A 25864-nucleotide genomic window follows, 5' to 3' on the forward strand; every position below is an offset into this window, starting at 1 on the left:
GAGCGGCCGCGTCGTAGGACCCTACGATCTTCCCGACGCGGCCGGCCGTAGGAAGCTCAGTGCGCTCCGGTGCCGGTCAGGGACCGCACCTCCAGTTCCGCGTACTTCGCGGCGTCCGGGGCCTCCTTGGACAGCAGGGTGCCGACGACGCCGAGGAGGAAGCCGACCGGGATCGAGATGATGCCCGGGTTCTCCAGCGGGAACCAGTGGAAGTCGACGCCCGGGAACATCGAGGTCTCCTTGCCGGACACCACCGGCGAGAACAGCACCAGGCCGACCGCGGTGACCAGGCCGCCGTAGATCGACCAGAGGGCGCCCGCGGTGGTGAAGCGCTTCCAGAACAGGCTGTAGAGGATGGTCGGCAGGTTCGCGGAGGCGGCGACCGCGAAGGCGAGCGCGACCAGGCCGGCCACGTTGAGGTCGCGGGCCAGGGCGCCGAGCACGATCGACACCGCGCCGATGCCGACGGTGGCGTAGCGGGCCGCGTTGATCTCCTGCTTCTCGGTGGCCTCTCCCTTCTTGATCACGTTGGCGTAGATGTCGTGCGCGAAGGACGAGGAGGAGGCCAGGGTGAGGCCCGCGACCACGGCGAGGATCGTCGCGAAGGCCACCGCGGAGATGGTGGCCAGCAGGATCGCGCCCCAGTTGGAGTCGACGCCGCCCAGATGCAGGGCGAGCAGCGGGGCCGCGGTGTTGCCCGACTTGTTGGAGGCGATGATCTCGTCCGGTTTGATCAGCGCGGCGGCGCCGAAGCCGAGGGCGAGGGTCATCAGGTAGAAGGCGCCGATCAGGCCGATCGCCCAGAGCACGGACTTACGGGCGGCCTTGGCGGTGGGCACGGTGTAGAAGCGGATCAGGATGTGCGGCAGGCCCGCGGTGCCGAGGACGAGGGCGATGCCGAGGGAGAGGAAGTCCAGCTTGCTGGTGCCGGTGGCGCCGTACTTCAGGCCGGGCTCCAGGAAGGCGCTGCCCTTGCCGCTGTTGTCGGCGGCCTTGCCGAGCAGTTCGGAGACGTTGAAGTCGAACTTGGCCAGGACCATGAAGGTCAGCAGCAGGGCGCCCGCGATGAGCAGCACGGCCTTGACCATCTGCACCCAGGTGGTGCCCTTCATGCCGCCGATGGTCACGTAGACGATCATCAGGACGCCGACCAGGGCCACGATGCCGATCTTGCCGGCGTCGCTGGTGATGCCGAGGAGCAGGGAGACGAGGACGCCCGCTCCCGCCATCTGGGCCAGCAGGTAGAAGATCGAGACGACGATCGTCGAGGTGCCGGCGGCGGTGCGGACCGGGCGCTGGCGCATCCGGTAGGCCAGCACGTCGCCCATGGTGTAGCGGCCGGAGTTGCGCAGGGGCTCGGCGACCAGCAGCAGGGCGACGAGCCAGGCGACCAGGAAGCCGATGGAGTAGAGGAAGCCGTCGTAGCCGAAGAGGGCGATGGCGCCGGCGATGCCGAGGAAGGACGCGGCGGACATGTAGTCGCCGGAGACGGCGAGGCCGTTCTGGAAGCCGGTGAACTGGCGGCCGCCCGCGTAGAAGTCGGCGGCGTCCTTGGTCTGGCGGCCGGCCCAGACGGTGATGACGAGGGTCGCGGCGACGAACACCGCGAACAGGGTGATGATCAGGGTCCGGTGCTCGCTTGCCTCGCCGGCCGCCATGGTGATCGCGGGGGTCATGCGCCGCCCTCCGTCCGGGACTTGATGGCCTCGGCCTTGGGGTCGAGCTCGGCCGCGGCGTGGTGGGCGTACCACCAGGCGATGAGGAACGTGGTGAGGAACTGGGCGAGGCCGAGGACCAGGGCCACGTTGACGTTGCCGACGACCTTGGTGCCCATGAAGTCGCCCGCGTAGTTGGAGAGCAGGACGTACAGCAGGTACCAGGCGATGAAGCCGACGGTCAGCGGGAAGGCGAAGGACCGGTAGGAGTGCCGCAGGTCGGCGAACTCCGGACTCTGCTGCACCTCGGCGAACTCCTCGCTGGAGGGAAGCCGGTGCTGCGGTTTCGAGGGCGGTGGTGTCTCGGTGGCCACGGAGTCTCCTCGCGATACGGACATGCGGATTCGGACGTCACGGACATGCGGGCCGCCTACGTGAAGTGGTCGGCCCACTCCGGTAAGTGATGCCCGCGGGGGGCCTCGATCCTGCTGCGGCTCCCTCCTCAAGGTCACGGCGCCACGCGTGGACGGGTTCAACTCGCCCGAGTTCTTTCGGAAGTCGTTGGCGTGAGTCGCCTCCGGTCATTGCTGGCCGGCGAGTGCGGGAGATAGCTTCGCCCTGCACCACCCGTCATGTACCTGTCCAGGTAGGTCACGTCCGGCCCGGGCAGGCCCGTTTTCGGATGATGTGGAGACCCCATGGCTCATCCGCGTTCCAGACGCGGGCCGGCACGCGCCGTACCGGACGGCGACGGCGCCGCGGAAGCCACCCGCGTGGGCGGCGCCCACGCCGGCGGCTTCCGCGGTCCGGGGATCACGAACGCGCTCCGCGCGGTCAAGTGACACTCCCCCGGCAGGACTTCCCGCACGGCATGCTCGTATCGCGAACGAACCGGAGGCTCACCCACATGACAGTGCCCCAGTCGCGCCACCGCCGCGCGCTCGCCATCCCGCTCGGCATGGCCATGGCCACGGCCCTCGCCTTCCTGCCCAACGTCTCGGCGTCCGCCGCCGAGACCACGACCACGGCCGCCGCCACGGCCGCGGGGGCTTCGGACGCGAGTGACGCGACGTCCCTCAGCTATGTCGTCAACGTCCGCCCGGGGCACGGCACCTCGCAGCGCGTCCAGCGGGCGATCGACCGGGCCGGCGGTTCGGTGGTGATCGCGTACGACGAGATCGGCGTGATCGTCGTCCACTCGTCGAACCCCGACTTCGCCAGAACCATGCGCAAGGTGCCCGGCGTCGACTCGGCGGGCGCCACCCGCAACGCCCCGCTGCCCGCGCAGTCGACCACCGACGTCGGCACGCCGCGGGCGCTCACCTCCGAGCAGGTGGCCGCGGCGGGCGCCAAGGCGGCCGCCGGGCAGGACCCGCTGGAGCCGCTCCAGTGGGACCTGCCGGCCATCAAGGCCGACAAGGCGCACGAGAAGACCCTCGGCAGCTCGAAGGTCACCGTCGGCGTCATCGACACCGGCGTGGACGACACCCACCCGGACATCGCCCCCAACTTCTCCGCCGAGCAGTCCACCAACTGCGTCACGGGCAAGCCGGACACGACGTACGGCGCCTGGCGGCCCAGCGCCTCGGAGAGCCCGCACGGCACGCACGTGGCCGGTGAGATCGCGGCCGCCAGGAACGGCGTGGGCATCACGGGCGTGGCGCCCGGCGTCAAGGTGGCGGGCATCAAGGTCTCCACCACCGCCGGGTACTTCTACACGGAGGCCGTGGTCTGCGGTTTCGTGTGGGCGGCCGAGCACCACATCGACGTCACCAACAACAGCTATTACACCGACCCGTGGTACTTCAACTGCACCACCGACCCGGACCAGAAGGCGCTCGTCGACGCGATCACCCGGGCCTCGCGGTTCGCGGAGAGGAAGGGCACCGTCAACGTGGCGGCGGCCGGCAACGAGAGCTACGACCTGGCCGCCGACTCGATCACCGACCCGGTCTCGCCGAACGACGGCACGCCGAGCGACCGGGTCATCGACCCGCGCAAGTGCTTCGACATACCGACCCAGCTGCCGGGCGTCGTCACGGTCTCCGCCACGGGTGCGAAAGGCCTGAAGTCGTCGTTCTCGAACTACGGCCTCGGGGTGATCGACGTCGCCGCGCCCGGCGGCGACTCGACCGCCTACCAGACCCCGGCGCCGCCGGCGACCAGCGGCCTGATCCTGGGCCCGCTGCCGGGCGGCACGTGGGGCTACATGGCCGGTACGTCGATGGCGACCCCGCACGTCGTCGGTGTCGCCGCACTGATCAAGTCGACGCATCCGCACGCCTCGCCGGCCCTGGTGAAGGCGCTGCTGTACGCGGAGGCGACGGCCACGCCGTGCACCGACCCGTACGACATCAACGGCGACGGCAAGGTCGACGCGGTGTGCGAGGGCTCGAAGAACCACAACGGTTTCTACGGCTGGGGCACGGTGGACGCCCTGGCGGCGGTGACCCACTAGGCACATATATTGATTCAGTCAATACTGCATAGTGCAGTCATGACTGCAATCAACTACGCGTGGTCCGCGCTGGGCGGCGATCCGTCGCTGCTCGCGCGGATCACGACGGTGGCCCGCGCGGACACGCTCCCGTCGCGGCTTCCCGTACGGCGGCTCGCGCGCGCGTGCGTCGGCGCGTGCGCGCTGGCCGCCGCCGAGCTGGGCGCGCGCCGGACGGCCGCCGCCCGGGTGCCGGCGGTCCTGGTGGACGACGGGGCGGTGGCGGCGGCGTTCACCAGCGAGCGGCAGCTCCTGGTCGACGGGCGCGCCCCGGTGCAGTTCGCCCCGCTGTCGCGGTTCTGGCGCACGGCCGACGGGTGGGTGCGCACGCACGCCAACTACCCGCACCACCGGGCCCGGCTGCTCGCCGCGCTGGGGCTGCCGGAGGGCGCCGCGGCGGAGGACGTGGCGGCCCGGATCGCCGGCCGGCCCAGCCTGGACGTCGAGACGGCCGTCTTCGGCGCCGGCGGGCTCGCGGTGGCGCTGCGCTCGCCCGGAACGTGGGCCGCGCACGAGCAGGCGGCCGAGGTCGCCGCCCGCCCGCTCGTCGAACGGGCCCGCCCGGACACGGCCCCGGTGCGCCGCCTCCCGCCGCTGGACGCCGGTGCGGCCGTCCTGCTGCCCGCCGCCGGGCTGCGCGTCCTGGACCTGACCCGGGTGCTGGCGGGCCCGGTCGCCACCCGCACCCTGGCCCTCCTGGGCGCGGACGTCCTGCGCCTGGACGCGCCCTGGCTGCCCGAACTGGCCGACCAGCACGCCGACACCGACATCGGGAAGCGCTCGGCGACGCTCGACCTCGGCACCGGCCGTGCGGCCTTCGAGGAGCTGCTGGCCTCGGCGGACGTCGTGGTCACCGGCTACCGGCCGGGCGCCCTGGACCGGTTCGGCCTCTCCCCCGAGGCACTGGCCGAACGGCGGCCGGGACTGGTCGTGGCCCAGGTCTCCGCGTGGGGCGGCCACGGGCCGTGGGGCGGGCGGCGCGGCTTCGACAGCCTGGTGCAGGCCGCCACGGGCATCGCCGAGACCGAGGGGTCGGCGGACCGGCCGGGCGCGCTGCCCGCGCAGGCGCTCGACCACGGTACGGGATACCTGCTGGCGGCGGGCGTGCTGCGCGCGCTGACCGAGCAGTCGTACGACGGCGGGAGCAGGTTCGTACGGTTGGCGCTGGCGCGCACGGCGCGGTGGCTGACCACGGAGACGGACCACGAACCCGAGGGCGGCGAACCGTACGAGGGGCCGCGGGCCTGGCTCGCCGAGCGGGACGGTCCGCTGGGGCGGCTGCGGTACGCGCGGCCGCCGGTGCGCTTCGACGGCGGTCCGAAGGACTGGGCGCGGCCTCCGGTGCCCTGGGGATCGGATCCGGCCGTGTGGGCCTGACCGCACCGTCCGGGTGGCCGGAAACACCCGACAAGACGGAATGACACTCGGTCAGTTGTTTTCTTTCGCTTGCCCGGTTCTGTGCCCGCTGGCGAGGATCGTCGGATGACCGCGACCGGACCGACCACGGAGCCGGCCGGGCCGCGGGGCCCCGCCGGCCGTCCGGGCACCGGCCGGGCCGTCGCCGTCCTCCTCCTGGTGGCGCTGGCCGCGCTGGTGCCGCTGCTGGGGCCGTCCGCCGCGCTGCACGGCACCGGAGAGGCCGCGGCGCCCGGGGTCGGCGGCATCGCGCTGCTGCGCGGCGTGCTGTTCGCCGCCCTGTGCGTGCCGGTCGGCGAGCTGTTCGCGCACCGGCTGGCGGCCAGGCTGCCGGACGCGCCGCCCGAACGGCCCACCGGCTGGGCGGTGTTCGCGGCCGCCGCCGGTCTCGCCGCCGCGCTGGCGCTGGCGTCGGTCGTGGCCACCGGCAACCTGGTGCCGCGTTCCCTCGCGGACGTCGACGTGGGCGGCCTGTACCGGTCGCGTGACGGCAGGCTGGCGCTGATCGAGGTCGACGCGTTCGCGCTGGCCGGTCTGTGCGCCCGCGCGCGCCGCCCCGCGGTCCGGGTGTGGCCGCTCGCCGCGGTGATCGCCGCCGAGGCGCTGCGCGCCCATCCCGCGCCCGAGACGAGCCCGTCGACCGGATACGCGCTCACCCTGGTGCACCTGACGTGCGCGGCGCTGTGGGCGGGCGGTCTGCCGCACGTACTGCGGCTGCTGCGCCGGTGGCGCGGCGACAGGGCCGGGGCGGCGCTGCTCGGCCTCTACGCGCGCGTGGCCGCCGTCCTGCTGGCGGCGGTCACCGCGACGGGCGTGTGGAGCGCGCTGCGGCGGATGCCGGCGGACACCGTCCTGGAGCAGCTGACGACGACGGCGTACGGGCGCACCCTGCTGGCCAAGGCGGTCCTCGTCGGCGCCGTCGCCGTGCTCGCGCTGGCGGCGCGGCGGCGGCTGCGCCGGGCGGCCGACCCGCTCACCGCGTACGTCCCGGCGCGGGCCGAGGTGGCCGTGCTGGGGATCGTGGTCGCGGTGTCGGGCGTGCTGACGGCGCTGCCGGTGCCGATCAGATGGACGTGATCACGTACGGCCCCGGAGCGCCGGCTCGGCGGCGCCGGCTCAGCCGTTGGTGACGAGCACCTTCAGGGCGGTGCGCTCGTCCATCGCCTTGTAGCCGTCGGGCACGCCCTCGATGCCGACGGTCAGGTCGAAGACCGGCGAGGGGTCGACGGTGCCGGCGAGGACGTCGGGCAGCAGTTCGGGGATGTAGGCGCGGACCGGGGCGACCCCGCCGCGCAGGGCGATGTTCCGGTCGAACATGACGGACAGGTCGAGCCCGGTGCCGCTGCCGTGCGGGACGCCGACGAAGCCGATCGCGCCGCCGTCCCGGGTGATCTCGACCGCCGTCCGCATGGACTGCTCGGTGCCCACGGCCTCCACCACGGCGTGCGCGCCCTGGCCGCGGGTGAGTTCGTGCACGGCGGCCACCGCGGCCTCGCCCCGCTCGGCGACGACGTCGGTGGCGCCGAAGCGGCGGGCGATGTCGGTGCGGACCTCGTGCCGGCCGAGCGCGATGATCCGCTCGGCGCCCAGCCGCCTGGCGGCCAGCACCGCGCACAGGCCGACCGCGCCGTCCCCGACGACGGCGACCGTGGCGCCGGGCCGGACGCCCGCGCCGAGGGCCGCGTGGTGGCCGGTGCCGAGGACGTCGGAGAGCGTCAGCAGGGCGGTCAGCAGGTGGTCGTCGGAGGCCGCGTCCTTGGGGAGCCCGACCAGGGTGCCGTCGGCGAACGGGACCCGCACGGCCTCGCCCTGGCCGCCGTCGTAGCCCACCGAGCCCCAGAAGCCGCCGTGCACGCAGGAGGTCGTCAGGCCCTCCCGGCAGTAGTCGCAGACGCCGTCGGACCACATGAAGGGGGCCACCACGAGGTCGCCGCGGCGCACGGTGCCCACCTCGGAGCCGGTCTCCTCGACGACACCGAGGAACTCGTGGCCGATGCGCTGGCCCGGCTGCCGGGCCGCCTCACCGCGGTAGGCCCACAGGTCGCTGCCGCAGATGCAGGCGCGCAGCACCCGTACGACGGCGTCGGTGGGCAGCTGCACCACCGGCTCGGGGACGTCCTCCACGCGCATGTCGTACGGGGCGTGGATGGTGGTGGCGCGCATGGCGAGGGTCCCTCTCGTGCGGTGTCGTGGGTGCGCTCAGGGGGTGGTCTGGCGCACTTCACGGTACGCCGCCGCCGGTACGGACCGCGCGTCGAGGGTGCCCCGGACCAGCAGGAACTGCCCGGCCACGTAGGTGAGCATGATCCAGAAGTCGGGCCTGGGCAGCTGCGGCCAGTCGGCGACGCCGGTCGCGATGAGGGTGTCGGAGAGCATGAAGAGGGCGCCGCCGAGCCCGGCGACCGGGCCGATGCGGGTGAGCGCCGCGTACGCCATGGCGGTCAGCAGGGTGCTGTAGCCGGCGACGGGTCCGCGCAGCCCCGCCGGCAGGTCCGGCCAGAGCAGGACGACCAGGGTGAGGAGGGCGGCGGCGTAGCCGACGGCGAGGACGCCGGCACGCGCGCGTGGCGGGCCGTGGCGGTGGAAGAGGACGAGGTAGCAGACGTGTCCGGCGGCGAAGCAGGCCATACCCGCCATGAAGGCGGGGTCGGCGTCGGAGAGCAGCAGCACGTCGCCGCCCCAGCCGCACAGCAGCGCGGCGACGAGCAGCCGCGGGCCGCCCGCGCGGGCGGCCCAGGCGGCCAGCAGCGGCATCAGGAGCACCTTGGCGACGACGTGCCCGGCGTGGAAGCCGGCGGCCAGGCAGCCGAGGTCGGCCGCGACGGCGAGGGCGAAGGCGGCGAGCAGCGCCCGGGACGCTCTCACGCGGCCACGGACTCCTCGGTCTGCTCCACGGGAGCCGGCGGGGCCCAGCCGGGCCCGCCGAAGACCCGTCCGGCCCGCTCCCGCCAGGTGCGGGCGGCCCTCAGGTCCCGGCCGATGGCCGCGTACTCGTGGGTGGCCACCTTGATCGGGTTGAACGTGTCGATGTTCTTGGTCAGGCCGTACACGGGCCGCTCGACCTCCGGCACCCAGGATCCGAACAGGCGGTCCCAGACGATGAGGATGCCGCCGAAGTTGCGGTCCAGGTAACCGCCCTGGGAGGCGTGGTGCACGCGGTGGTGGGACGGGGTGTTGAACACGAACTCGAACCACCGGGGCATCTTGTCGATGCGTTCGGTGTGGATCCAGAACTGGTAGACGAGGTTCGCGGACGAGAGGAAGGCGAGCGTGGCCGGGTGCACGCCGGCCGCGATGAGCGGGAGGTAGAACGGCCAGACGGTCAGCGAGGTCCAGGGCTGGCGCAGCGCGGTGGTGAGGTTGAACTTCTTGCTGGAGTGGTGGACGACGTGGCAGGCCCACAGGATGCGGATGACGTGGTGGCCGCGGTGGGACCAGTAGTAGAAGAAGTCCTGCGCGAGCAGCAACAGCGGGATCGTCCACCACAGGACGGGGATCCGCAGCGGCGTGAGGGCGTAGACCGCCGAGTAGATCGCGACGATCGGGATCTTCCAGAAGAAGTCGAAGACGAGCGAGCCGAGCCCCATGCCGACGCTGGTGGCCGCGTCCTTGGTCTCGTACCCGTCGCTGTCGTCGTCGGGATGGATGCGGTAGCTGATCACCTCGATCACGGTGAGCAGCACGAAGGCGGGTATCGACCACAGCACGACATTGGGCAGGTTCGGCATGGTGGCACGGTAGAACCGCCGGTCGTCCGCGGCTAGACGTTGTTACCCACAAGTATTTCCCACGGTACGCGCTTGTTTGTTGGCGATCTCCGCCAACCGCTCCCCCGGCCGGCCGCACCCGGGCCGCGGCTAGACCCCCACCGCCCCCAGCAGCGTCCCGGCCGCGAAGGTCACGCCCATGGCCAGCGCGCCGCCCGCCACGTTGCGGACCATCGCCGGGCCCGCCGCCGCCGCTCCCAGCCGCGCGCTGCTCCAGCCGGTCAGGACCAGCGCGGCCAGCACCGACCCGACGGTCACCGGAAGCCGCCAGCCGGCGGGCGGCAGCACCATCGCCAGCAGCGGCAGCAGCGCCCCCACGGTGAAGGCCAAAAAGCTCGCCAGCGCCGCGTTCCACGGGTTGGTCAGCTCGTCCGGGTCGATGCCCAGCTCCACGCTCGCGTGGGCCTTCAGGGCGTCCCGCTCGGTGAGCTGGACCGCCGCCTCGCGGGCGACCTCCCGGGACAGTCCGCGCCGTTCCAGCAGCTCGGTGAGCTCCTCCAGCTCCGCCTCGGGACGCTCCTTCAGCTCCCTTCTCTCCTGGGCCAGCGCGGCCAGTTCGGAGTCACGCTGGGTCGACACCGACACGTACTCCCCCGCCGCCATCGACATCGACCCGGCGAGCAGTCCGGCGAGACCGGCCGTCAGGAGCGCGTTGCGGTCGCCGGTGGCGCCCGCGACGCCGACGACGATGCCCGCCGTCGACACGATGCCGTCGTTGGCGCCCAGTACGGCCGCCCGCAGCCAGTTCAGCCGGGAGCCGAGCGCTCCGCCGTGTGCCTCGTCGTCGTGCGTCTGTTCCGTCACGACACGGAGGATCGCACTCCGGCCCGGGTGAGGGCGGCACCGACGTCACCGGACGCGGACCGAGGCGCCTCGCGCGGCGGCCCGGCGGTCTCCGCGACCGTCGGTCCCGCCTCGGCGGCGAGCGGGTCGAGGAAGTCGAGGTCGAACCCGTACGGGGGGACGCCCGCGGGCGCTGGTGAACGCAGGGCAACAGGGCACCAGGGCCTCGGGGTCGACGCGTTCGGCGGCCCGGCCGCGCTGGTCGCGCCGCTTCTCAGGCGCAGCACCGGTTCACCGTCCAAGCCCGAACCGTCCAACGCCGGATGGGACTTGACGTAGGAGTCGGCCCCGCGCGCGGACCAGGTCGCCTGCGCGGGGGCCGCGCGAAGGGCGATCAGGACGTGCGAACGGGCGGTGCCGACGGGCGACCTGACGGACCGGACTGTCGGCCGGGGCCCGTATCCTCAGTGACCATGCTCGAAGACCGTACGACCGCAGTCTCCGCCGGCACCCCGTGGCCGGCCGCGTATCCGCAGGGGTACGCGGTCGTCGACGTGGAGACCACCGGGCTGGCCCGCGACGACCGGATCATCTCCGCCGCCGTCTACCGGCTCGACGGACGCGGCGAGGTCGAGGACCACTGGTACACGCTGGTCAACCCGGAGCGCGATCCGGGCCCGGTGTGGATCCACGGCCTGACGAGCGAGGTCCTCGACGGAGCACCGCTCTTCGCCGACATCGCCGAGGAGTTCGCGGCCCGGCTCGACGGCCGGGTGCTGGTGGCGCACAACGCGGTCTTCGACTGGCAGATGATCGCGCGCGAGTACGCGCGCGCGAAGACCGAGCCGCCGGTGAAGCAGCGGCTGTGCACGATCGCGCTCTCCAAGGAGCTGGGGCTGCCGCTGCAGAACCACAAGCTGGAGACGCTGGCCGCGCACTTCGGGGTCGTACAGCGGCGGGCGCACCACGCGCTGGACGACGCGCGCGTGCTCGCGGAGGCGTTCCGGCCGAGCCTGCGGGCCGCCGCGGCGGGCGGCGTACGGCTGCCGCTGCTGGAGTGCCGCCCGCTGACGGAGTGGTCGCAGACGCCCCGCATCGGGCAGCAGGCGAGCGGCGGCGGCTACCGTCCGAGCAGCTGGCGTCCGTCCCGCAAGCGTCCGGCCTGTCCGTATCCGAACCCGGGGCGGTTCGAGGACGGCAGGCCGCTGCGGCAGGGCATGCGGGTGGCGTTCTCCGGGGACACCTCGACCGAGCGGGAGCTCCTGGAGGACCGGGCCGCCGAGGCCGGACTGCACGTGTCGACGAGCATCTCGCGGCTCACCAGCCTGCTCGTCACCAACGACCCGGACTCGGGCACCTCGAAGGTGGTCAAGGCACGCCAGTTCGGCACGCCGGTCGTCGACGAGGCGGCCTTCGGCCAGCTCCTGCGGGACGTGGCGCCGGCGGGCGCACCGGCGGGTGAACGGTGACCGCGTCGCCGGGCCCTACTAACGGGTGATTGCGGGGCGACTCGCCCGGCGTCCGCTCGCCCGCGCGCGAGGGACCGCTCACCCTGAGGCGCATGGCGAAATGCGAAGTTTGCGGCAATGACTACGGCATGACCTTCGAGGTGCACGCCCAGGGCGCGGTCCACGTCTTCGACTGCTTCTCCTGCGCGATCCACCGTATGGCCCCCGTCTGCGAGCACTGCAAGGTCTCGATCATCGGGCAGGGCGTCGAGGCCGAGAACCAGTGGTACTGCGGCGCCCACTGCGCCCGCGAGGCGGGGAAGGCGGGCATTGTCGACCGCGTCTGACCCGGTACCCGCGCGAACGCACCCCACGACCGAGTTGTACGGTCGTGGGGTGTACCGCTTCCTGTTGACCCGGCAGTGGGTGATCCTCACCCTGATCTCCCTGCTTCTCATCCCCACGATGATCCGGCTGGGGTTCTGGCAGAAGCACCGGTACGAGGAGCGCAGCGCGCGCAACGCGCTGGTCTCCCAGGCGCTGAACGCCAAGCCGGTGCCCGCCGAGCAGGTGACCACGCCGGGACACGCGGTGACCCGCAAGGAGCGGTACCACACCGTCACCGCGACCGGCACCTTCGACACCGCCGACGAGGTCGTGGTCCGGCGCCGGACCAACGCCGACGACGAGGTCGGCTACCACGTCCTGACCCCCTTCGTGCTGGCCGACGGCAAGGTGCTGCTGGTCAACCGGGGCTGGATCTCCTCGGACGGGCCGAGCCAGACCGCGTTCCCGAAGGTGCCGGCCCCGCCGGGCGGCCGGGTCACCATCCAGGGCCGGCTGATGCCCGACGAGACCACCGCGGCGAGCGGCATCAAGGACCTCACGGGCCTGCCCGACCGGCAGGTCATGCTGATCAACAGCGCCGAGCAGGCGCGCCGGCTCGGCAAGCAGGTGCTGGGCGGCTACATCCAGCAGACCGCGCCCGCGCCCAAGGGCGGCACCCCGGAGCAGATCTCCGACCCGGGCAAGGAAGACGCCCCGCTGAACTACGCGTACATGATCCAGTGGTGGCTGTTCGCCGCCGGCGTCCCCTACGGCTGGTTCGTCCTGGTCCGCCGCGAGGCCCGGACCCGCGAGGAGGCCGAGAAGGCCCAGCCGGCGGCGGAAGCGGAACCCGCGGCCGTCGGCTGAGCACCGGTCACTCCCCCGGCCCACCCCCTGGTTGGCCCACGATCCCGGCGGGAAACCGGAATCCGTGGACCGACGCATCGAGGACTACGCCCTCATCGGCGACGAACAGACCGCGGCCCTGGTCGGCCGGGACGGCTCCATCGACTGGCTGTGCGTGCCGCGGTTCGACTCGGCCGCCTGCTTCGCGCGGCTCCTCGGCGACGAGGACCACGGCCACTGGCGGATCGCCCCGAAGGACGCCACCACCTGCACGCGGCGCGCCTACCGGCCCGACACACTGGTCCTGGACACCGAGTGGGAGACCCCCGAGGGCACGGTCCGCGTCACCGACCTGATGCCCCAGCGCGACCGGGCGCCCGACGTCGTCCGCGTCGTCGAGGGCGTCAGCGGCCGCGTCACCGTGCACAGCACCCTCCGCATCCGCTTCGACTACGGCTCGGTCGTCCCCTGGATGCGCCGCTCGGGCGGCAGCCGGGTCGCCGTCGCGGGCCCCGACTCGGTGTGGCTGCGCAGCGAACCGCCCGTACGGACCTGGGGCGAGGACTTCGGCACGCACTCGGAGTTCACCGTCGCGGAGGGCGAACGGGTCGCGTTCGTGCTCACCTGGCACCCCTCGCACGAACCCCGGCCGCCGCTGGTGGACCCGTACCGGGCGCTGCGCTCCAGCGTCACGGACTGGCGGCGCTGGACCGCCCGCTGCACCTACCGGGGCCCCCACCGGGACGCCGTCGTCCGCTCCCTGATCACCCTCAAGGCGCTCACCTACGCGCCGACCGGCGGCATCGTGGCCGCCGCCACCAGCTCGCTGCCCGAGGAACTGGGCGGCGTGCGCAACTGGGACTACCGCTTCTGCTGGCTGCGCGACTCCACCCTCACCCTCGGCGCGCTGCTGTCGGCCGGCTACCACAAGGAGGCCGAGGCCTGGCGCGACTGGCTGGTGCGCGCGGTGGCCGGTGACCCGGCGGACCTGCAGATCATGTACGGCCTGGCCGGCGAGCGCCGGCTGCCCGAGTTCGAACTGCCCTGGCTGCCCGGCTTCGTGGGCTCGGCGCCGGTCCGCGTCGGCAACGGCGCCGTCGACCAGCTCCAGCTGGACGTGTACGGCGAGGTCATGGACTCCCTGTCGCTGTCACGCACCGCAGGCCTGTCCACCAAGCCGCACATGTGGGCCATCCAGTGCTCGCTGATGAAGTTCCTGGAGCAGATCTGGCGCCGGCCGGACGAGGGCCTGTGGGAGGTGCGCGGCGGCCGCCGGCAGTTCGTGCACTCCAAGGTGCTGGTGTGGGTGGCCGCGGACCGGGCGGTGCGGACCCTGGAGGAGCATCCGGAGCTGGAGGGCGAGCTGGAGGGCTGGCGCGCGCTCCGCGACGAGGTGCACCGGGAGGTGTGCGAGAAGGGGTTCGACCCGCGGCGCAACACCTTCACCCAGTACTACGGCTCGCGCGAACTGGACGCCGCCCTGCTGCTGATCCCCCGCTTCGGCTTCCTGCCGCCGGACGACCCGCGGGTGATCGGCACGGTGGACGCGATCCGCGACGGCCTGGGCCACGGCGGCTTCGTGCGCCGCTACGACACCGACGCGATCGGCGTCGACGGCATGCCGGGCGGCGAGGGCGCCTTCCTGGCCTGCTCGTTCTGGCTCGCCGACGCGCTGCACATGACGGGCCGTACCGACGAGGCCAGGGAACTGTTCGAACGGCTGGTGGGGCTCGTCAACGACGTGGGGCTGCTCTCCGAGGAGTACGAACCGGAACTCGGCCGCCTGCTCGGCAACTTCCCGCAGGCCTTCAGCCACATCGGGCTGGTGAACACCGCCCTCACACTGTTCGCCGCCGACGAGGCAGGATAGGTGCCATGGATCTTGGACTGAAGGACCGGGTGTACGTCGTCACCGGAGCGACCCGCGGGCTCGGCAACGCGACCGCCCGCGAGCTGGTCGCCGACGGCGCGAAGGTGGTGCTGACCGGGCGGGACGAGCAGCGGGTCGCCGAGGCGGTGGCCGAGCTGGGGCCGAACGCGGCGGGCGTCGCGGTGGACAACGCGGAGCCGGACGCGCCGGAGCGGGTGATCTCGGCGGCGCGCGAGCTGTTCGGCCGTTTCGACGGCATCCTGGTGAGCGTCGGCGGGCCGCCGGCCGGGTTCGTCGCCGACAACACGGACGAGCAGTGGCAGAGCGCCTTCGAGGCGGTTTTCCTGGGCGCGGTGCGGCTCGCGCGGGCGGCCGCGGCCGAGCTGGCGGACGGCGGTGTCATCGGGTTCGTGCTGTCCGCGTCCGTGTACGAGCCGATTCCCGGGCTGACGATCTCGAACGCGCTGCGGCCGGGTCTCGCCGGGTTCGCCAAGTCGCTGGCGGACGAGCTGGGTCCGCGCGGGATCCGGGTGGTGGGGCTGCTGCCGTCGCGGATCGACACGGACCGGGTGCGCGAGCTGGACGGGCTGTCGGCGGACCCCGGGGCCACCCGGCTGGAGAACGAGTCCCGGATCCCGCTGCGGCGGTACGGCAGGCCGGAGGAGTTCGGCCGGGTGGGCGCGTTCCTGCTGTCGCCGGCCGCGTCCTATCTGACCGGGATCATGGTGCCCGTCGACGGCGGTATGCGGCACGGTTTCTGACGGTCCGGCTCCCGGCGCGGACGGGGCAGGGAGCCGGACGGGGTCTCAGGTGACCCGCTCCGCGCGGTGTTTCACCGAGCTCATCCTGACCTCCGCCGGGAGCTTCTTCAGGGCGGCCGAGTCCCGGGCGTGGGCCAGGGCCCGCGTGGTGAGGTCGTCCAGGGCGTCGCGCGGCGGCACGTCCGCGTCCAGCCGGAGCCACACCCGTACCGCCGGGGCCGTCGGCCTGCCGCGCAGGACCGCCTGGGCGTGCGCGACGCCCTGCTGGTGGGCCGCGTCCTCGGCGAGGACCGCTTCCAGGGCCCTGCCGCGCAGCAGTGCGCCCTCGCCGTCCCCGGTGTCGACCACGACCTCGGTCAGGCGGCGCCGGCGCAGCTGTGCGGTCAGCCACCACAGGGACAGCAGGAGCAGGAGGCCGAGGGCGGCCAGGACCGTCGGCCACCACCAGTCCGCGGCCCGCCAGTGGGTGCGTTCGGCGGTGCTCAGCAGCACGTCGTGGCGGCCGTGGTGGATCCACCAGGAGGGCGACGGCGCGCCGAGGCCGACGGCCAGGACGGCGCCGCCCAGGACGAGCAGCACCAGGCCCGCCAGCCCGGTCAGTACGCGGTTGATCGCCGTGCGCATCGTTCAGTCCTTCCGGCCGGGACGGATGACGTGCAGGGTCAGTCTGGGCGGGTGCGCGAGGCCCAGGCCCTCGATCGCGTCGGTGAGGGCGGCGTCCAGGTCGGCCCGCACCTCGTCGAGGTCACGGAAGTGGGAGACGGCGAGGACACGGGCGCGGGAGCGGCCCAGCCGTACCCGCACCCGGCGGACGCCCGAGATCTCCATGGCCCGGTCGCGCAGGCTCATCGCCGCCGCGTCGCGGCGCAGCCCGGCGCGCACGTCGGGGTGGCTGCGGCGCATCGGCAGGACGTCCCGCAGGCCCGGTGTCAGGGCCAGGGCCAGCAGCCACACGCCGACGGCGGCGGCGACGCCCGCGCCGGTCAGGACCCAGGTGTCGTCGAGCGGCCGGGTCGCGAGCTGCCGGGCCAGTACGCGGCGCCAGTGCATCGCCGGGTGGTGGGCGCGTACGGCCCCGATGTCGTAGAGGAAGGCGGCCGATGCCACCAGGAGGACGGCGGCGGCCAGGGCCGCGGGTGCGCGGCGCGGCGACCAGAAGCGGGGGGCGTGGCCGGCCGGGGGCGGCGCGGCCTCGGCGGGCCTCTCGGCGACCTGTGTCGGCTCGGTGCTCATCACGCCCTCCCCGGGGTCTGGGCCGGGTGCAGCCGTTCGACGTGCACGGCGACCTCCCGCACCTCCATGTCCACCAACGCGCCTACCCGCTCGGTCACCTGTCGACGCACGGCCGCGCACCGGGCGCCGATGGCGGACGGGTAGTCCAGTTCGAGGTGGACGCGGACCCGGGCGGTGCCGTGGTGGACGACGACGGTGGCGTGCGGCGGCACGGCGTCCTTCGGGAGCGGCCCGAGGACCTCGCGGGCCGCCTGCGCCGCGATCTTCGCCACCACCCGGTCGGCGATCCGGACGGCCCCGCGCTCGCCGGGTGCCACGGCCGCCGCGGGCCGGTGCGTCCCGCTGCTCGCGCCGGTCATCGCCGGCGGTCGCGGCGGTCGTCGCGGCTGCGGAAGAAGTCGCCGGGTTCGAGGTCGCCCTCGGCGAACCTGCCGGCGACGAAACCGACGGCGCCCAGCGCCGCCACCAGGAGGAAGGCGCCGAACCCGCCGAAGTATCCGGCGAAGCCCAGCGCCATGCCGGCGATCATGCCGACCACGGCCAGGTTCATGGTCTGCTCCCCTCAGCCGTCACTGGAGCCGGGACTCCGGTTCCTCGTCCTCTTCTTCGGGCAGCTTCACGTCGCTCACCGCGATGTTGACCTCGACCACTTCGAGTCCGGTCATGCGCTCCACGGCCGCGATCACGTTCTCCCGCACCGCGCGGGCCACGTCGGCGATCGACACGCCGTAGTCCACGACGATCTCCAGGTCGAGCGCCGTCTGCACCTCGCCGACCTCGGCCTTCACGCCGCGGGTGACGGACTTGGAGCCGCCGGGCACCCGGTCGCGCACCACGCCGAAGGTGCGGGAGAGTCCGCTGCCCATCGCGTGCACGCCGAGCACGTCGCGGGCCGCCAGTCCGGCGATCTTCTCGACCACTCCGTCGGCGATCGTGGTCCGCCCCCGGGTCGCCGGGTCACCGCCCCCGCGTCTGACCGTCCTGCGCGTCTGCGCCGTCGGGTCCTGCGGGTCCTTCTCCGGCTCCGCCGTCATCTCCGTCATCGCCGTGCGCCCCTTTCCGATCGTGGTCCTGCGACCACGGTAAGTGCGGATGCCCGGTCGTGCGCCGATGATGCGGCAGGCTGGAGCAATGACGGCGGACCGGTGGACGCGAGCGGTACGGCAGGCCCTGGGGCCGGGCAGGCCGCTCCCGCTGGGCGGGCCGCGCGACGGCACGTGGGTGACGGAGGCGGCGGCCGACGCGGTGCTGCGGCGGGCGGCGGCCGGAGTGCCGGGGGTGCGGCTGGGCGGGGTGCGGATCGCGCCTGCGGATCCGCGGGACGTGCCGGAACCCGTCGTACCGGCACCGCCGGGTGGTGTGCCGCCGGGGCCGCTGCGGCTGTCGGCGGACTTCGCGGCGGGCACGGGCGAGCCGCTGCCGACGGCGGCGGAGCGGCTGCGGCGGGCCCTTTCGGCCGCGGCCTCGGGACGCCTCGGGCTCGCGGTGGCCGAGGTGGACCTGCGGGCGACCGAACTGCTGGTGACCGAACCGCCGGCCGGTGACCCGGCGGAGCCGGAGACCGCAGGTCCGCCGGGGCCGCCGCCGGCCGTCGTGAGGACGGATCCGGACGGGGCGCGGGCGGTGGCGGCGGCGCTCGGGGTGCCGGGCGTGACGCGGGTGACGGGGCTGCTGAGCCGGGAGGTGCGGGTCGGGACCGCGCTGCCGCGCCGGCATGTGCGGGTGGAGGTGGCGCTGGCCGGCGGGGGCCGGGCCGCGGACGTGGCACGCGCGGTCCGTACGGCGGTCGGCGCGGCGCTGGCCGATCACCCCACGGTGGCCGTGCTGGTGACCGGTGTCGGCTGAGAGCGCCCGGCGGCGGGGCGGTGACGCGGGTGTCCGACCGGTCCCGCCGCCGGCACCGGACTACTCGCCCACGCCCGCCAGGTCCCGCAGCCGCCGGGCCTGCGCCTGCCGCTCGGCGGCCCGCTGCTCCTCGTAGCCACGGCCGCCCGCGTCGCGCAGCAGGGCCTTGGTCTCCACCACGGCGTCCCGGGGCGCGGCCAGCAGCGCGGCGGCCAGGTCGCGCACCGCGGCGTCGAGGTCGGCGCCGGGCACCGCGAGGTTGGCGAGCCCGGAGGTCACCGCCTCCTCGGCCTGCACGAACCGGCCGGTCGCGCAGATCTCCAGCGCACGGGCGTAGCCGACGAGCGACACCAGCGGGTGCGTGCCGGTGAGGTCGGGCACCAGGCCGAGGCTGGTCTCGCGCATGGCGAACTGCACGTCGTCCGCGACGACGCGCAGGTCACAGGCGAGGGCCAGCTGGAATCCGGCCCCGATGGCGTGGCCCTGCACGGCGGCGATCGACACCAGGTCGTTGCGCCGCCACCAGGTGAACGCCTCCTGGTATTCGGCGATGGTCGCGTCGAGCCCGGCGTCGTCACGGCGCGCGAGGTCGATGAAGGTCGGCTCTCCGGGGATCCCCTCCGGCGAGAACATCTGCCGGTCGAGGCCCGCGGAGAAGGACTGTCCCTCGCCGCGCAGCACGACGACGCGGACGGACCCCGGCAGCGACCGCCCGGCCTCGGCCAACGCCCGCCACAGTGCGGGGCTCTGGGCGTTGCGCTTGGCAGGGTTGGTCAGCGTCACCGTGGCGAGCGCGTCGTCGACGGTGAGCCGTACGCCGTCCTTGTCGAGAACAGGAGCGAGGTCCTGGTCGGGCGAAGCCATGGGGCGCCTCCGATGTGTGCGGTCATACGCAGTGCCGTGAGGGCATGCTAAGTGACTGCACAGTAACCACCCGGCCGATCAGTCGGCCGACCGGGTGGCCACCATCGAAGCCGATGGGCCGCCCGGGGTCAGGACGCGGCTTTCTTGCCCCGCGTCGCCCCGCCACGCCCACGCAGCGTGACACCCGACTCGCTGAGCATCCGGTGGACGAAGCCATACGAGCGGCCGGTCTCCTCGGCCAGCGCCCGGATGCTCGCACCGGAGTCGTACTTCTTCTTCAGGTCTGCCGCGAGCTTGTCGCGCGCGGCGCCGGTTACCCGGCTGCCCTTCTTCAGAGTCTCGGCCACCCGTGCCTCCTCATGGGAAGTGCGCTCTGGTCCCCTCATGATCACCCCTCCGGGGCGCGATGGCCACCCATTCGGCAAGGTCCGTGAGACATCGTTGTGACGACAGGAACCCGTCCCCACAATCGGAATCTTCGATTCCCGCACCGGGTGTCCACGTGGCTGAACGGGCTCCCCCGCGAAATGCCAGGTCAGGAACGAAAAGCGGCCGGCCCCTCGCAGACGGAGGGGCCGGCCGGGAAATCGGTGTAGGACACACCTCGATACGAGGAGATCTCACACAGATGATGGATCACCGATAGGCCGAATGATCCATAGCCAGTGGATCAGGCATTCGATCAACCCACGGCGACGGGACCGGTCGTCAGGCGAGCGCGACCAGGTCCGCGTAGTCGGCGCCCCACAGGTCCTCGACACCGTCCGGGAGCAGGATGATCCGCTCGGGCTGGAGCGCCTCGACGGCGCCCTCGTCGTGGGTGACCAGGACCACGGCGCCCTTGTAGGTGTGCAGGGCGCCGAGGATCTCCTCGCGGCTGGCCGGGTCGAGGTTGTTGGTCGGCTCGTCAAGGAGCAGCACGTTCGCCGAGGAGACGACCAGGGTGGCGAGCGCGAGCCGGGTCTTCTCGCCGCCGGAGAGCACGCCGGCGGGCTTGTCGACGTCGTCGCCGGAGAACAGGAACGAACCCAGCACCTTGCGGACCTCGACCAGGTCCATGTCGGGCGCGGCCGAGCGCATGTTCTCCAGGACCGTGCGCTCCGGGTCCAGGGTCTCGTGCTCCTGGGCGTAGTAGCCGAGCTTGAGGCCGTGGCCCTCGATCACCTCGCCGGTGTCCGGCTGCTCGACCCCGCCGAGCAGCCGCAGCAGGGTGGTCTTGCCGGCGCCGTTGAGGCCGAGGATGACGACCCGCGAGCCCTTGTCGATGGCCAGGTCGACGTCGGTGAAGATCTCCAGCGAGCCGTACGACTTGGACAGTCCCTCGGCGGTCAGCGGGGTCTTGCCGCAGGGCGCGGGCTCCGGGAAGCGGAGCTTGGCGACCTTGTCGGAGACCCGGACGGCGTCCAGGCCGGCCAGCAGCTTGTCGGCGCGGCGGGCCATGTTCTGGGCGGCGACCGTCTTGGTGGCCTTGGCGCGCATCTTGTCGGCCTGCGAGTGCAGCGCGGCCGCCTTCTTCTCGGCGTTGGCCCGCTCGCGCTTGCGGCGCTTCTCGTCGGCCTCGCGCTGCTGCTGGTAGAGCTTCCAGCCCATGTTGTAGACGTCGATCTGGGAGCGGTTGGCATCCAGGTAGAAGACCTTGTTGACGACCGTCTCGACCAGGTCGACGTCGTGGGAGATCACGATGAAGCCGCCGCGGTAGGTCTTCAGGTAGTCGCGCAGCCAGACGATCGAGTCGGCGTCGAGGTGGTTGGTCGGCTCGTCCAGCAGCAGCGTGTCCGCGTCCGAGAACAGGATCCGGGCCAGCTCGATCCGGCGGCGCTGACCGCCGGAGAGGGTGTGCAGGGGCTGGCCGAGCACCCGGTCGGGCAGGTTGAGCGCGGCGGCGATGGTGGCGGCCTCGGCCTCGGCGGAGTACCCGCCCTTGGTGAGGAACTCGGTCTCCTGGCGCTCGTACTGCCGCAGCGCCTTCTCGCGGGTGGCGCCCTGGCCGTTGGCGATGCGCTGTTCGTTCTCGCGCATCTTGCGGATCAGCACGTCGAGGCCGCGCGCGGACAGGATGCGGTCGCGGGCGAGCACGTCGAGGTCGCCGGTGCGGGGGTCCTGCGGGAGGTAGCCGACCTCGCCGGAGCGGGTGACGGTGCCCCCGGCGGGGGTGCCCTCACCGGCCAGCACCTTGGTGAGGGTGGTCTTGCCCGCGCCGTTGCGGCCGACCAGACCGATGCGGTCGCCCTTGGCGACACGGAAGGTGGCGTTCTCGATGAGGATGCGGGCGCCGGCGCGCAGCTCGATACCGGAGGCGGAGATCACGGACAGACTCCAGGGCGTACGGGGTTTGACGGGTGGGCGGCTGAGGACGTTCCCGCCGTCTAATGCGCGAGGAGAATGGCCATGGGCCAAGTCTAACGGGGCGGCGCAAGGGCTTTTCCGGTGCGCGGGCCCGTGGGACCGGTGCCGGGGCGGTCGTTGCCGAGCGGCGCGCGGTCCGGGACGATCCGGCCGAGGTCGTCCACGGCGATGAGCTGCGCGGTCCACGCGCCGTCCGCGCAGGGCTGGGCGACGAGCAGGGCCGGGCCGTGACGTACGGCACGTTCGGGACGGAACGCGCAGCCCGCGCGGGCGGGCAGCACCCAGCGCAGGTCGCCGTCGGCGGTGCGGTAGGCGGCGATGCGGTCCGGGGTGACGACCGCGAGGATGCCGCGGCCGAGGGGGCGCAGGACGCCGGTGCCGCCCTGGCGGCGGAGCCAGCCGGTGGCCGCGGGCAGGGCCCGGTGCCAGCGCACGGAGCGGCCGTCGGTGTCGGTGACCAGCCCGTCGTCCCACACGGCGATGGCGTGCCCGCGCGCGGGCAGCACGCTCAGCGGACGGCGGCCCGCGCGCGCGTAGCGCCACCGCAGGGTCCGCCCGTCGTACGCCTCGACCGCCGTGCCGTGCGCGCGGGCGGTGCGCGCGGCCGGGCCCGGGGTGAGGTGGTCGCCGTAGGGGGCGGGCCGGTCCTGCCGGACCGCGCACAGGACGGCGGCGCCGGCCAGCAGGCCCGCCAGCAGCAGGACGAGGGTGACGGGCCGGGCGGGCGCCGCGCGCGGGACGGGAACCGGCCCGCGGGGGCCGGCGTGAACGGCCACCGGGGCGGCCCGGCGGGGGCCGGCGGCCGTGGCGGGCCGGGACCGGCGGCCGTCCGCCGCGGCGGACGGCGGGGCCGCTCCGAGTGGCAGAACGGGCACCGCTCCCCCCTTCGGCGCCCAGGGCGGGCGTCCTCGTCCCATGATCAGGCGCAGAGCGTAGTCACGGCCGTACGGCGGCGGCGGGCGTGACGCGGGGGCGGGGCGGGACGTCGCCCGATCGGGCGGTCGCCCGGCCATCGACGCGAAGAGCGGGCCGGGATGGCGCAAGGTGGATGCAGGGGACGGTGCGAGCAGAAGGCGGTGCCCCATGCAGTTCGACGACGACGCGAACCTGGACACCTCCGAGGTGCAGGACGTGCGCGGCAGCCGTGTGCCGGGCGGGCGGGCGACCATCGGCGGCGGCCTCGCCGGGCTGATCGCGCTGCTCCTCGGCCTGTTCTTCGGTGTCGGACCGGACCAGCTGGGTCTCTCCTCCGGCGACAGCGCGCCCTCACCGGCCTCGTCCTCGCTGGCGCAGGTGCAGCAGAGCTGCCGTACCGGGCGGGACGCGAACACCCGGGAGGACTGCCGGATGGTGGCGGTGGTCAACAGCGTGCAGGCCTTCTGGAAGCAGGAGTTCCAGCAGCGCCGCGGCGTCTACACGAACGCGCCGACGGTCTTCTTCACCGGCCGGGTCGCCACCGCGTGCGGCACGGCGACCTCGGCGGTCGGGCCGTTCTACTGCCCGCGCGACCGGAAGGTCTACCTGGACCTCGGGTTCTTCGACGAGCTGCGGTCCAAGTTCGGCGCGAGCGGCGGCCCGTTCGCGCAGGCGTACGTGGTGGCGCACGAGTACGGGCACCATGTGCAGGACCTGATGGGCACGTTGGGCAGGTCGCAGGACAACATGACCGGCGCGAACAGCAACGCGGTGCGCGTGGAGCTCCAGGCCGACTGCTACGCCGGGGTGTGGGCACGGCACGCGACGACCACGAAGGACCCGTCGACGGGCCGGCCGCTGATCACCAGCCTGACGGACGCCGACATCCGGGACGGGCTCGACGCGGCGGCGGCCGTGGGCGACGACCGGATCCAGGAGCGGTTCCAGGGCCGGGTGACGCCGGAGACCTGGACGCACGGGTCGGCCCGGCAGCGCCAGGACTGGTTCTACCAGGGCTACCGGACCGGGGACATGGCGCAGTGCGACACCTTCCGGTGAGCCGGGCGCCTTCGGCCGCGGCGTTGTCGGTGCCGGGTGCCAAACTGTGCGGCGGGCCGGACGACGGCCTGCGGAGGACCGGCACAGGAGGGGAGTGATCGGCATGGCAGGCACGATGGGCGGACGGCCGAGCATCTATCCGTCACTGCTGTACGCGGACGCGAAGGCGGCGATCAGACAGCTGACGGAGGCCTTCGGCTTCACGGAGCTGTCGGTGTACGAGGGCGAGGACGGCCTGGTGCTGCACGCCGAGCTGGTCCAGGGCAACGGCGCGGTCATGCTGGGTTCCAAGGGCCGCGGCGGCCGTTTCGACGCGGCGCTCGAGGGAGCGGGCCCGACCGGGGTGTACGTCGTGGTGGACGACGTCGACACACACCACCAGCGGGCCGTGGACCACGGCGCGGAGATCCTGATGCCTCCGACGGACCAGGACTACGGCTCGCGGGACTACATGGCCCGGGACGTCGAGGGCAACATCTGGAGCTTCGGCACCTACGCCCCGGAGATAACGGCCTGATCCCGCCCCGCCCCGTCCCGCGCGTCCCGTCAGCCTCCGGTGTGCACCTGGAAGGCGGCCCGGCGGACGGCCTTGGCCAGCGCGGGGTCGGGGTGGGCGGCGGCGAGGGCGACCAGGACCTGCACGGTGCGCGGGTGACCGACGGCGCGCACCTCGTCGAGGAGCACGGGGACGGTGGGCTGCAGCGCCGACTCCAGATGCCGGACCAGCATCGGCGCCTCGCCGTGGTCGGCGACGGCGGCGGCCGTGTCCACCCAGAGCCAGGTGGCCTCCTCGCGGGTGAGCACCTCGTGGGCGTCCTCCGGGTCGACGCCGTCGTGCTCGGCCAGCCACAGCAGCGCGTAAGGCCGCAGGGTGGGCTCGTCGACGACCGCGTGGACGTCCGGTTCGGCGGGGGCGCCGACCACGCGCAGCGCCTCGAAGGCCAGACCGCGCAGCAGGGCGTCCTCGCCCCGGGCGGCGGCGACGAGTTCGGCGACGGCGCTGCCGACGGGGCGGGCGGCGAGCCAGGCGCGGTACTCGGCGCGGGCCGCGTTGGGGCGGAGCTGGGCGCAGCCGCGCAGCATCTCCTCGGCGGCGACCTCGATGTTCCCCGCGGGGCTCTGCGCGGCCACGCAGATCTGCTCCAGCTTGACCCAGACCGCCCAGCTGCCCAGCGGGGTGAGGGTGGCCTGGCCGGCGCCGCAGGTCAGCGCGCCGACGGAGGCGAGGGCGTGCAGGGACCAGTCGAGGAGGGGGGCCAGCTCGGCCTCCTCGGCGGGGGCCGGGTCGTCGGCCCGGTCCGCGAGGCCCGTGCCGCCGGCGGGCACGGCGGCGGGCACGGGGACGGCGGCGGACGCGTCCACGGCGCCGGTCCCGGCCTCCGTCTCGTAGGAGACCTCGCAGCGCTCGGTGCGCAGTTCGGTGACCCGCTGCCGGAGCAGGTCCAGAAGCTGCTCGACGGGGACGGGACCGGCGGACAGCTGGAGGAAGGAGAGCACCTGGGGCATGGCCGAGACGACCTCGGCGACGGCGGCGGCCTCGAACTCGGCCGGCTCCGGGTGGGCGAGCGACCAGGCGTCGAAGAGGGCGACCCAGCCGCGCAGCACGGCGCTGTCGTCCCGGTCCCAGGCCCGCAGGCGCCAGCCGGGGCGCGCGCTGTCGCCGTGCACCTCGACCAGGCCGGCGAGGCGGGCGGTGTCCCAGTCGGCGCGGACCTGAGCCACGGTCAGGCCCAGATCGTCGGACGCGCGTTCGGCGGACGCCTCGGAGAGGGTGGCCTTGCCGTCACCGGTCACGTCGCTGCCCGGACCCAGGGCCGTGTCCGCCCAGTGGGCGACCCGGGCCGCTCCGGCCAGCCCGGACCGCGCCATTCTGGCCAGCTCGGCGGGGGCCGGGGTGCCCTCGGGCGGGCGGGGTGCGGGGCGGCGCGCGGGCCGCTGGTTCATCGCTCGGGGGGCTGCGGCCAGGGGTCGCGTTCGGACGAGTCGAAGCCTTGAGTCGCGCGGGATACGGGACGTCACGGGTGCAGTCTTCCGGTTGACGGTCCGAAAACCCAAACGGAATGTCACGGCGGGCGACGGGGCTGGCCAACGCACGGGGCCCGAGGGGAGGCGGGGAGACATGTTCAGGCCAGTGGTACGGCCTTAAACGGAACCTCCGCGACCGACTGGAACCAGGGCCTCCGCCTCATGCCCGGACGAGGCAGGAGACGGTCCGGACACCGGCCGGACGGG

Annotated in this window: 29 protein-coding genes; 12 read left to right on the top strand and 17 right to left on the bottom strand. The window is 73.6% G+C overall.

Going from position 1 to position 25864, the window contains the following annotated elements:
- Nucleotides 1-56: 56 nt before the first annotated feature.
- Together ACIQOE_RS00170 and ACIQOE_RS00175 are read right to left on the bottom strand one after the other, a co-directional pair.
- Nucleotides 57-1676, bottom strand: coding sequence for a cation acetate symporter (locus ACIQOE_RS00170; protein WP_351326087.1), 1620 nt, complete (start codon nucleotides 1674-1676; stop codon nucleotides 57-59).
- Entirely contained in the window at nucleotides 1673-2029 is a 357-nt protein-coding gene (locus ACIQOE_RS00175) for a DUF485 domain-containing protein (RefSeq protein WP_351326089.1), read from the bottom strand. The genes ACIQOE_RS00170 and ACIQOE_RS00175 overlap by 4 nt, the downstream gene beginning before the upstream one ends.
- Nucleotides 2030-2353: 324 nt before the next feature.
- On the opposite strand from ACIQOE_RS00175, the gene ACIQOE_RS00180 reads away from it, so the two are divergent.
- The 4 genes from ACIQOE_RS00180 (at nucleotide 2354) to ACIQOE_RS00195 (ending at nucleotide 6645) form a co-directional block, all read left to right on the top strand.
- Nucleotides 2354-2497 (top strand): hypothetical protein, encoded by a 144-nt coding sequence (locus ACIQOE_RS00180; protein WP_401408562.1) that lies wholly within the window; start codon nucleotides 2354-2356, stop codon nucleotides 2495-2497.
- A gap of 65 nt (nucleotides 2498-2562) precedes the next feature.
- On the top strand, nucleotides 2563-4113 hold the full coding sequence (locus tag ACIQOE_RS00185) for a S8 family serine peptidase (protein ID WP_365570248.1): 1551 nt from the start codon (nucleotides 2563-2565) through the stop codon (nucleotides 4111-4113).
- Between the two features lie 39 nt (nucleotides 4114-4152).
- The gene (locus tag ACIQOE_RS00190) at nucleotides 4153-5529 is read left to right on the top strand and encodes a CoA transferase (protein ID WP_365555561.1); all 1377 of its coding nucleotides are present in this window, start codon (nucleotides 4153-4155) and stop codon (nucleotides 5527-5529) included.
- Nucleotides 5530-5634: 105 nt separating this feature from the next.
- The gene (locus tag ACIQOE_RS00195; protein ID WP_401408566.1) at nucleotides 5635-6645 is read left to right on the top strand and encodes a CopD family protein; all 1011 of its coding nucleotides are present in this window, start codon (nucleotides 5635-5637) and stop codon (nucleotides 6643-6645) included.
- Between the two features lie 39 nt (nucleotides 6646-6684).
- Here the strand turns inward: ACIQOE_RS00195 and ACIQOE_RS00200 are convergent, their stop codons facing one another.
- The 5 genes from ACIQOE_RS00200 to ACIQOE_RS00220 form a co-directional block, all read right to left on the bottom strand.
- Nucleotides 6685-7731 carry a zinc-dependent alcohol dehydrogenase family protein gene (locus ACIQOE_RS00200; RefSeq protein ID WP_401408569.1) on the bottom strand — a complete coding sequence of 349 codons (1047 nt, stop codon included), beginning with the start codon at nucleotides 7729-7731 and terminating at the stop codon, nucleotides 6685-6687.
- A gap of 36 nt (nucleotides 7732-7767) precedes the next feature.
- Entirely contained in the window at nucleotides 7768-8433 is a 666-nt protein-coding gene (locus tag ACIQOE_RS00205) for a lysoplasmalogenase (RefSeq protein ID WP_401408572.1), read from the bottom strand.
- Nucleotides 8430-9296 (bottom strand): sterol desaturase family protein, encoded by an 867-nt coding sequence (locus ACIQOE_RS00210; RefSeq protein WP_351326099.1) that lies wholly within the window; start codon nucleotides 9294-9296, stop codon nucleotides 8430-8432. The genes ACIQOE_RS00205 and ACIQOE_RS00210 overlap by 4 nt, the downstream gene beginning before the upstream one ends.
- Nucleotides 9297-9425: 129 nt before the next feature.
- The gene (locus ACIQOE_RS00215; protein WP_401408575.1) at nucleotides 9426-10139 is read right to left on the bottom strand and encodes a VIT family protein; all 714 of its coding nucleotides are present in this window, start codon (nucleotides 10137-10139) and stop codon (nucleotides 9426-9428) included.
- Nucleotides 10136-10420 (bottom strand): hypothetical protein, encoded by a 285-nt coding sequence (locus ACIQOE_RS00220; protein ID WP_401408578.1) that lies wholly within the window; start codon nucleotides 10418-10420, stop codon nucleotides 10136-10138. Before ACIQOE_RS00220 ends, ACIQOE_RS00215 begins: the two co-directional genes overlap by 4 nt.
- 171 nt (nucleotides 10421-10591) lie before the next feature.
- Here ACIQOE_RS00220 and ACIQOE_RS00225 point away from each other — a divergent pair, with 171 nt between their 5' ends.
- The 5 genes from ACIQOE_RS00225 to ACIQOE_RS00245 all read left to right on the top strand — a co-directional run bounded on the left by ACIQOE_RS00225 (nucleotide 10592) and on the right by ACIQOE_RS00245 (nucleotide 15370).
- The gene (locus ACIQOE_RS00225; RefSeq protein WP_399008572.1) at nucleotides 10592-11587 is read left to right on the top strand and encodes a DEDDh family exonuclease; all 996 of its coding nucleotides are present in this window, start codon (nucleotides 10592-10594) and stop codon (nucleotides 11585-11587) included.
- 92 nt (nucleotides 11588-11679) lie between these two features.
- Nucleotides 11680-11913 carry a hypothetical protein gene (locus ACIQOE_RS00230; protein ID WP_351326105.1) on the top strand — a complete coding sequence of 78 codons (234 nt, stop codon included), beginning with the start codon at nucleotides 11680-11682 and terminating at the stop codon, nucleotides 11911-11913.
- Between the two features lie 49 nt (nucleotides 11914-11962).
- On the top strand, nucleotides 11963-12760 hold the full coding sequence (locus tag ACIQOE_RS00235) for an SURF1 family protein (protein WP_365555553.1): 798 nt from the start codon (nucleotides 11963-11965) through the stop codon (nucleotides 12758-12760).
- 64 nt (nucleotides 12761-12824) lie between these two features.
- Entirely contained in the window at nucleotides 12825-14609 is a 1785-nt protein-coding gene (locus ACIQOE_RS00240) for a glycoside hydrolase family 15 protein (RefSeq protein WP_399008571.1), read from the top strand.
- Nucleotides 14610-14614: 5 nt separating this feature from the next.
- The gene (locus tag ACIQOE_RS00245; protein WP_351326111.1) at nucleotides 14615-15370 is read left to right on the top strand and encodes an SDR family oxidoreductase; all 756 of its coding nucleotides are present in this window, start codon (nucleotides 14615-14617) and stop codon (nucleotides 15368-15370) included.
- A gap of 45 nt (nucleotides 15371-15415) precedes the next feature.
- Here the strand turns inward: ACIQOE_RS00245 and amaP are convergent, their stop codons facing one another.
- Genes amaP through ACIQOE_RS00270 form a run of 5 tightly spaced genes read right to left on the bottom strand, consistent with a single transcriptional unit; the run spans nucleotide 15416 to nucleotide 17646 of the window.
- Entirely contained in the window at nucleotides 15416-15994 is a 579-nt protein-coding gene (gene amaP, locus ACIQOE_RS00250) for an alkaline shock response membrane anchor protein AmaP (RefSeq protein WP_351326114.1), read from the bottom strand.
- A gap of 3 nt (nucleotides 15995-15997) precedes the next feature.
- On the bottom strand, nucleotides 15998-16603 hold the full coding sequence (locus ACIQOE_RS00255) for a DUF6286 domain-containing protein (protein WP_351326116.1): 606 nt from the start codon (nucleotides 16601-16603) through the stop codon (nucleotides 15998-16000).
- On the bottom strand, nucleotides 16603-16962 hold the full coding sequence (locus ACIQOE_RS00260) for an Asp23/Gls24 family envelope stress response protein (protein WP_351326117.1): 360 nt from the start codon (nucleotides 16960-16962) through the stop codon (nucleotides 16603-16605). The genes ACIQOE_RS00255 and ACIQOE_RS00260 overlap by 1 nt, the downstream gene beginning before the upstream one ends.
- The gene (locus ACIQOE_RS00265) at nucleotides 16959-17153 is read right to left on the bottom strand and encodes a hypothetical protein (RefSeq protein ID WP_351326119.1); all 195 of its coding nucleotides are present in this window, start codon (nucleotides 17151-17153) and stop codon (nucleotides 16959-16961) included. Before ACIQOE_RS00265 ends, ACIQOE_RS00260 begins: the two co-directional genes overlap by 4 nt.
- Before the next feature lie 19 nt (nucleotides 17154-17172).
- Entirely contained in the window at nucleotides 17173-17646 is a 474-nt protein-coding gene (locus ACIQOE_RS00270; protein WP_351326121.1) for an Asp23/Gls24 family envelope stress response protein, read from the bottom strand.
- Between the two features lie 88 nt (nucleotides 17647-17734).
- Here ACIQOE_RS00270 and ACIQOE_RS00275 point away from each other — a divergent pair, with 88 nt between their 5' ends.
- Complete coding sequence (locus tag ACIQOE_RS00275; protein WP_401408587.1) at nucleotides 17735-18448, top strand: nucleopolyhedrovirus P10 family protein; 714 nt, start codon at nucleotides 17735-17737, stop codon at nucleotides 18446-18448.
- A gap of 60 nt (nucleotides 18449-18508) precedes the next feature.
- On the opposite strand, the gene ACIQOE_RS00280 is transcribed toward ACIQOE_RS00275, so the two are convergent.
- The 4 genes from ACIQOE_RS00280 to ACIQOE_RS00295 all read right to left on the bottom strand — a co-directional run bounded on the left by ACIQOE_RS00280 (nucleotide 18509) and on the right by ACIQOE_RS00295 (nucleotide 22533).
- Nucleotides 18509-19312, bottom strand: coding sequence for an enoyl-CoA hydratase/isomerase family protein (locus ACIQOE_RS00280; RefSeq protein ID WP_362169156.1), 804 nt, complete (start codon nucleotides 19310-19312; stop codon nucleotides 18509-18511).
- Between the two features lie 128 nt (nucleotides 19313-19440).
- Entirely contained in the window at nucleotides 19441-19659 is a 219-nt protein-coding gene (locus ACIQOE_RS00285; protein ID WP_046727957.1) for a helix-turn-helix domain-containing protein, read from the bottom strand.
- A gap of 361 nt (nucleotides 19660-20020) precedes the next feature.
- The gene (locus ACIQOE_RS00290) at nucleotides 20021-21619 is read right to left on the bottom strand and encodes an ABC-F family ATP-binding cassette domain-containing protein (RefSeq protein WP_351326128.1); all 1599 of its coding nucleotides are present in this window, start codon (nucleotides 21617-21619) and stop codon (nucleotides 20021-20023) included.
- A 92-nt stretch (nucleotides 21620-21711) separates the two neighbouring features.
- Nucleotides 21712-22533 carry a hypothetical protein gene (locus ACIQOE_RS00295; RefSeq protein WP_401408591.1) on the bottom strand — a complete coding sequence of 274 codons (822 nt, stop codon included), beginning with the start codon at nucleotides 22531-22533 and terminating at the stop codon, nucleotides 21712-21714.
- 208 nt (nucleotides 22534-22741) lie between these two features.
- Between ACIQOE_RS00295 and ACIQOE_RS00300 the strand changes: the two genes are divergently transcribed.
- Together ACIQOE_RS00300 and ACIQOE_RS00305 are read left to right on the top strand one after the other, a co-directional pair.
- Nucleotides 22742-23632, top strand: a complete 891-nt coding sequence (locus ACIQOE_RS00300) for a neutral zinc metallopeptidase (protein WP_365570229.1) — start codon at nucleotides 22742-22744, stop codon at nucleotides 23630-23632.
- 103 nt (nucleotides 23633-23735) lie between these two features.
- The gene (locus ACIQOE_RS00305; protein ID WP_351326134.1) at nucleotides 23736-24149 is read left to right on the top strand and encodes a VOC family protein; all 414 of its coding nucleotides are present in this window, start codon (nucleotides 23736-23738) and stop codon (nucleotides 24147-24149) included.
- 29 nt (nucleotides 24150-24178) lie between these two features.
- Here ACIQOE_RS00305 and ACIQOE_RS00310 read toward each other — a convergent pair whose 3' ends face one another.
- The gene (locus ACIQOE_RS00310) at nucleotides 24179-25576 is read right to left on the bottom strand and encodes a hypothetical protein (RefSeq protein WP_351326136.1); all 1398 of its coding nucleotides are present in this window, start codon (nucleotides 25574-25576) and stop codon (nucleotides 24179-24181) included.
- Between the last annotated feature and the right edge of the window lie 288 nt (nucleotides 25577-25864).

The organism is Streptomyces sp. NPDC091282 (genome assembly GCF_044757385.1).
Classification (GTDB): domain Bacteria; phylum Actinomycetota; class Actinomycetes; order Streptomycetales; family Streptomycetaceae; genus Streptomyces; species Streptomyces gramineus.

Bases quoted from the DNA above. Each gene is read 5' to 3' on its own strand.
- ACIQOE_RS00270 (WP_351326121.1), bottom strand. From the start codon at position 17,646: ATGACGGAGATGACGGCGGAGCCGGAGAAGGACCCGCAGGACCCGACG.
- ACIQOE_RS00195 (WP_401408566.1), top strand. From the start codon at position 5,635: ATGACCGCGACCGGACCGACCACGGAGCCGGCCGGGCCGCGGGGCCCC.
- ACIQOE_RS00305 (WP_351326134.1), top strand. From the start codon at position 23,736: ATGGCAGGCACGATGGGCGGACGGCCGAGCATCTATCCGTCACTGCTG.
- amaP (WP_351326114.1), bottom strand. From the start codon at position 15,994: ATGCGCACGGCGATCAACCGCGTACTGACCGGGCTGGCGGGCCTGGTG.
- ACIQOE_RS00190 (WP_365555561.1), top strand. From the start codon at position 4,153: ATGACTGCAATCAACTACGCGTGGTCCGCGCTGGGCGGCGATCCGTCG.
- ACIQOE_RS00265 (WP_351326119.1), bottom strand. From the start codon at position 17,153: ATGAACCTGGCCGTGGTCGGCATGATCGCCGGCATGGCGCTGGGCTTC.
- ACIQOE_RS00300 (WP_365570229.1), top strand. From the start codon at position 22,742: ATGCAGTTCGACGACGACGCGAACCTGGACACCTCCGAGGTGCAGGAC.
- ACIQOE_RS00280 (WP_362169156.1), bottom strand. From the start codon at position 19,312: ATGGCTTCGCCCGACCAGGACCTCGCTCCTGTTCTCGACAAGGACGGC.
- ACIQOE_RS00225 (WP_399008572.1), top strand. From the start codon at position 10,592: ATGCTCGAAGACCGTACGACCGCAGTCTCCGCCGGCACCCCGTGGCCG.
- ACIQOE_RS00255 (WP_351326116.1), bottom strand. From the start codon at position 16,603: ATGAGCACCGAGCCGACACAGGTCGCCGAGAGGCCCGCCGAGGCCGCG.
- ACIQOE_RS00170 (WP_351326087.1), bottom strand. From the start codon at position 1,676: ATGACCCCCGCGATCACCATGGCGGCCGGCGAGGCAAGCGAGCACCGG.
- ACIQOE_RS00200 (WP_401408569.1), bottom strand. From the start codon at position 7,731: ATGCGCGCCACCACCATCCACGCCCCGTACGACATGCGCGTGGAGGAC.
- ACIQOE_RS00230 (WP_351326105.1), top strand. From the start codon at position 11,680: ATGGCGAAATGCGAAGTTTGCGGCAATGACTACGGCATGACCTTCGAG.
- ACIQOE_RS00185 (WP_365570248.1), top strand. From the start codon at position 2,563: ATGACAGTGCCCCAGTCGCGCCACCGCCGCGCGCTCGCCATCCCGCTC.
- ACIQOE_RS00180 (WP_401408562.1), top strand. From the start codon at position 2,354: ATGGCTCATCCGCGTTCCAGACGCGGGCCGGCACGCGCCGTACCGGAC.
- ACIQOE_RS00275 (WP_401408587.1), top strand. From the start codon at position 17,735: ATGACGGCGGACCGGTGGACGCGAGCGGTACGGCAGGCCCTGGGGCCG.
- ACIQOE_RS00245 (WP_351326111.1), top strand. From the start codon at position 14,615: ATGGATCTTGGACTGAAGGACCGGGTGTACGTCGTCACCGGAGCGACC.
- ACIQOE_RS00260 (WP_351326117.1), bottom strand. From the start codon at position 16,962: ATGACCGGCGCGAGCAGCGGGACGCACCGGCCCGCGGCGGCCGTGGCA.
- ACIQOE_RS00210 (WP_351326099.1), bottom strand. From the start codon at position 9,296: ATGCCGAACCTGCCCAATGTCGTGCTGTGGTCGATACCCGCCTTCGTG.
- ACIQOE_RS00310 (WP_351326136.1), bottom strand. From the start codon at position 25,576: ATGAACCAGCGGCCCGCGCGCCGCCCCGCACCCCGCCCGCCCGAGGGC.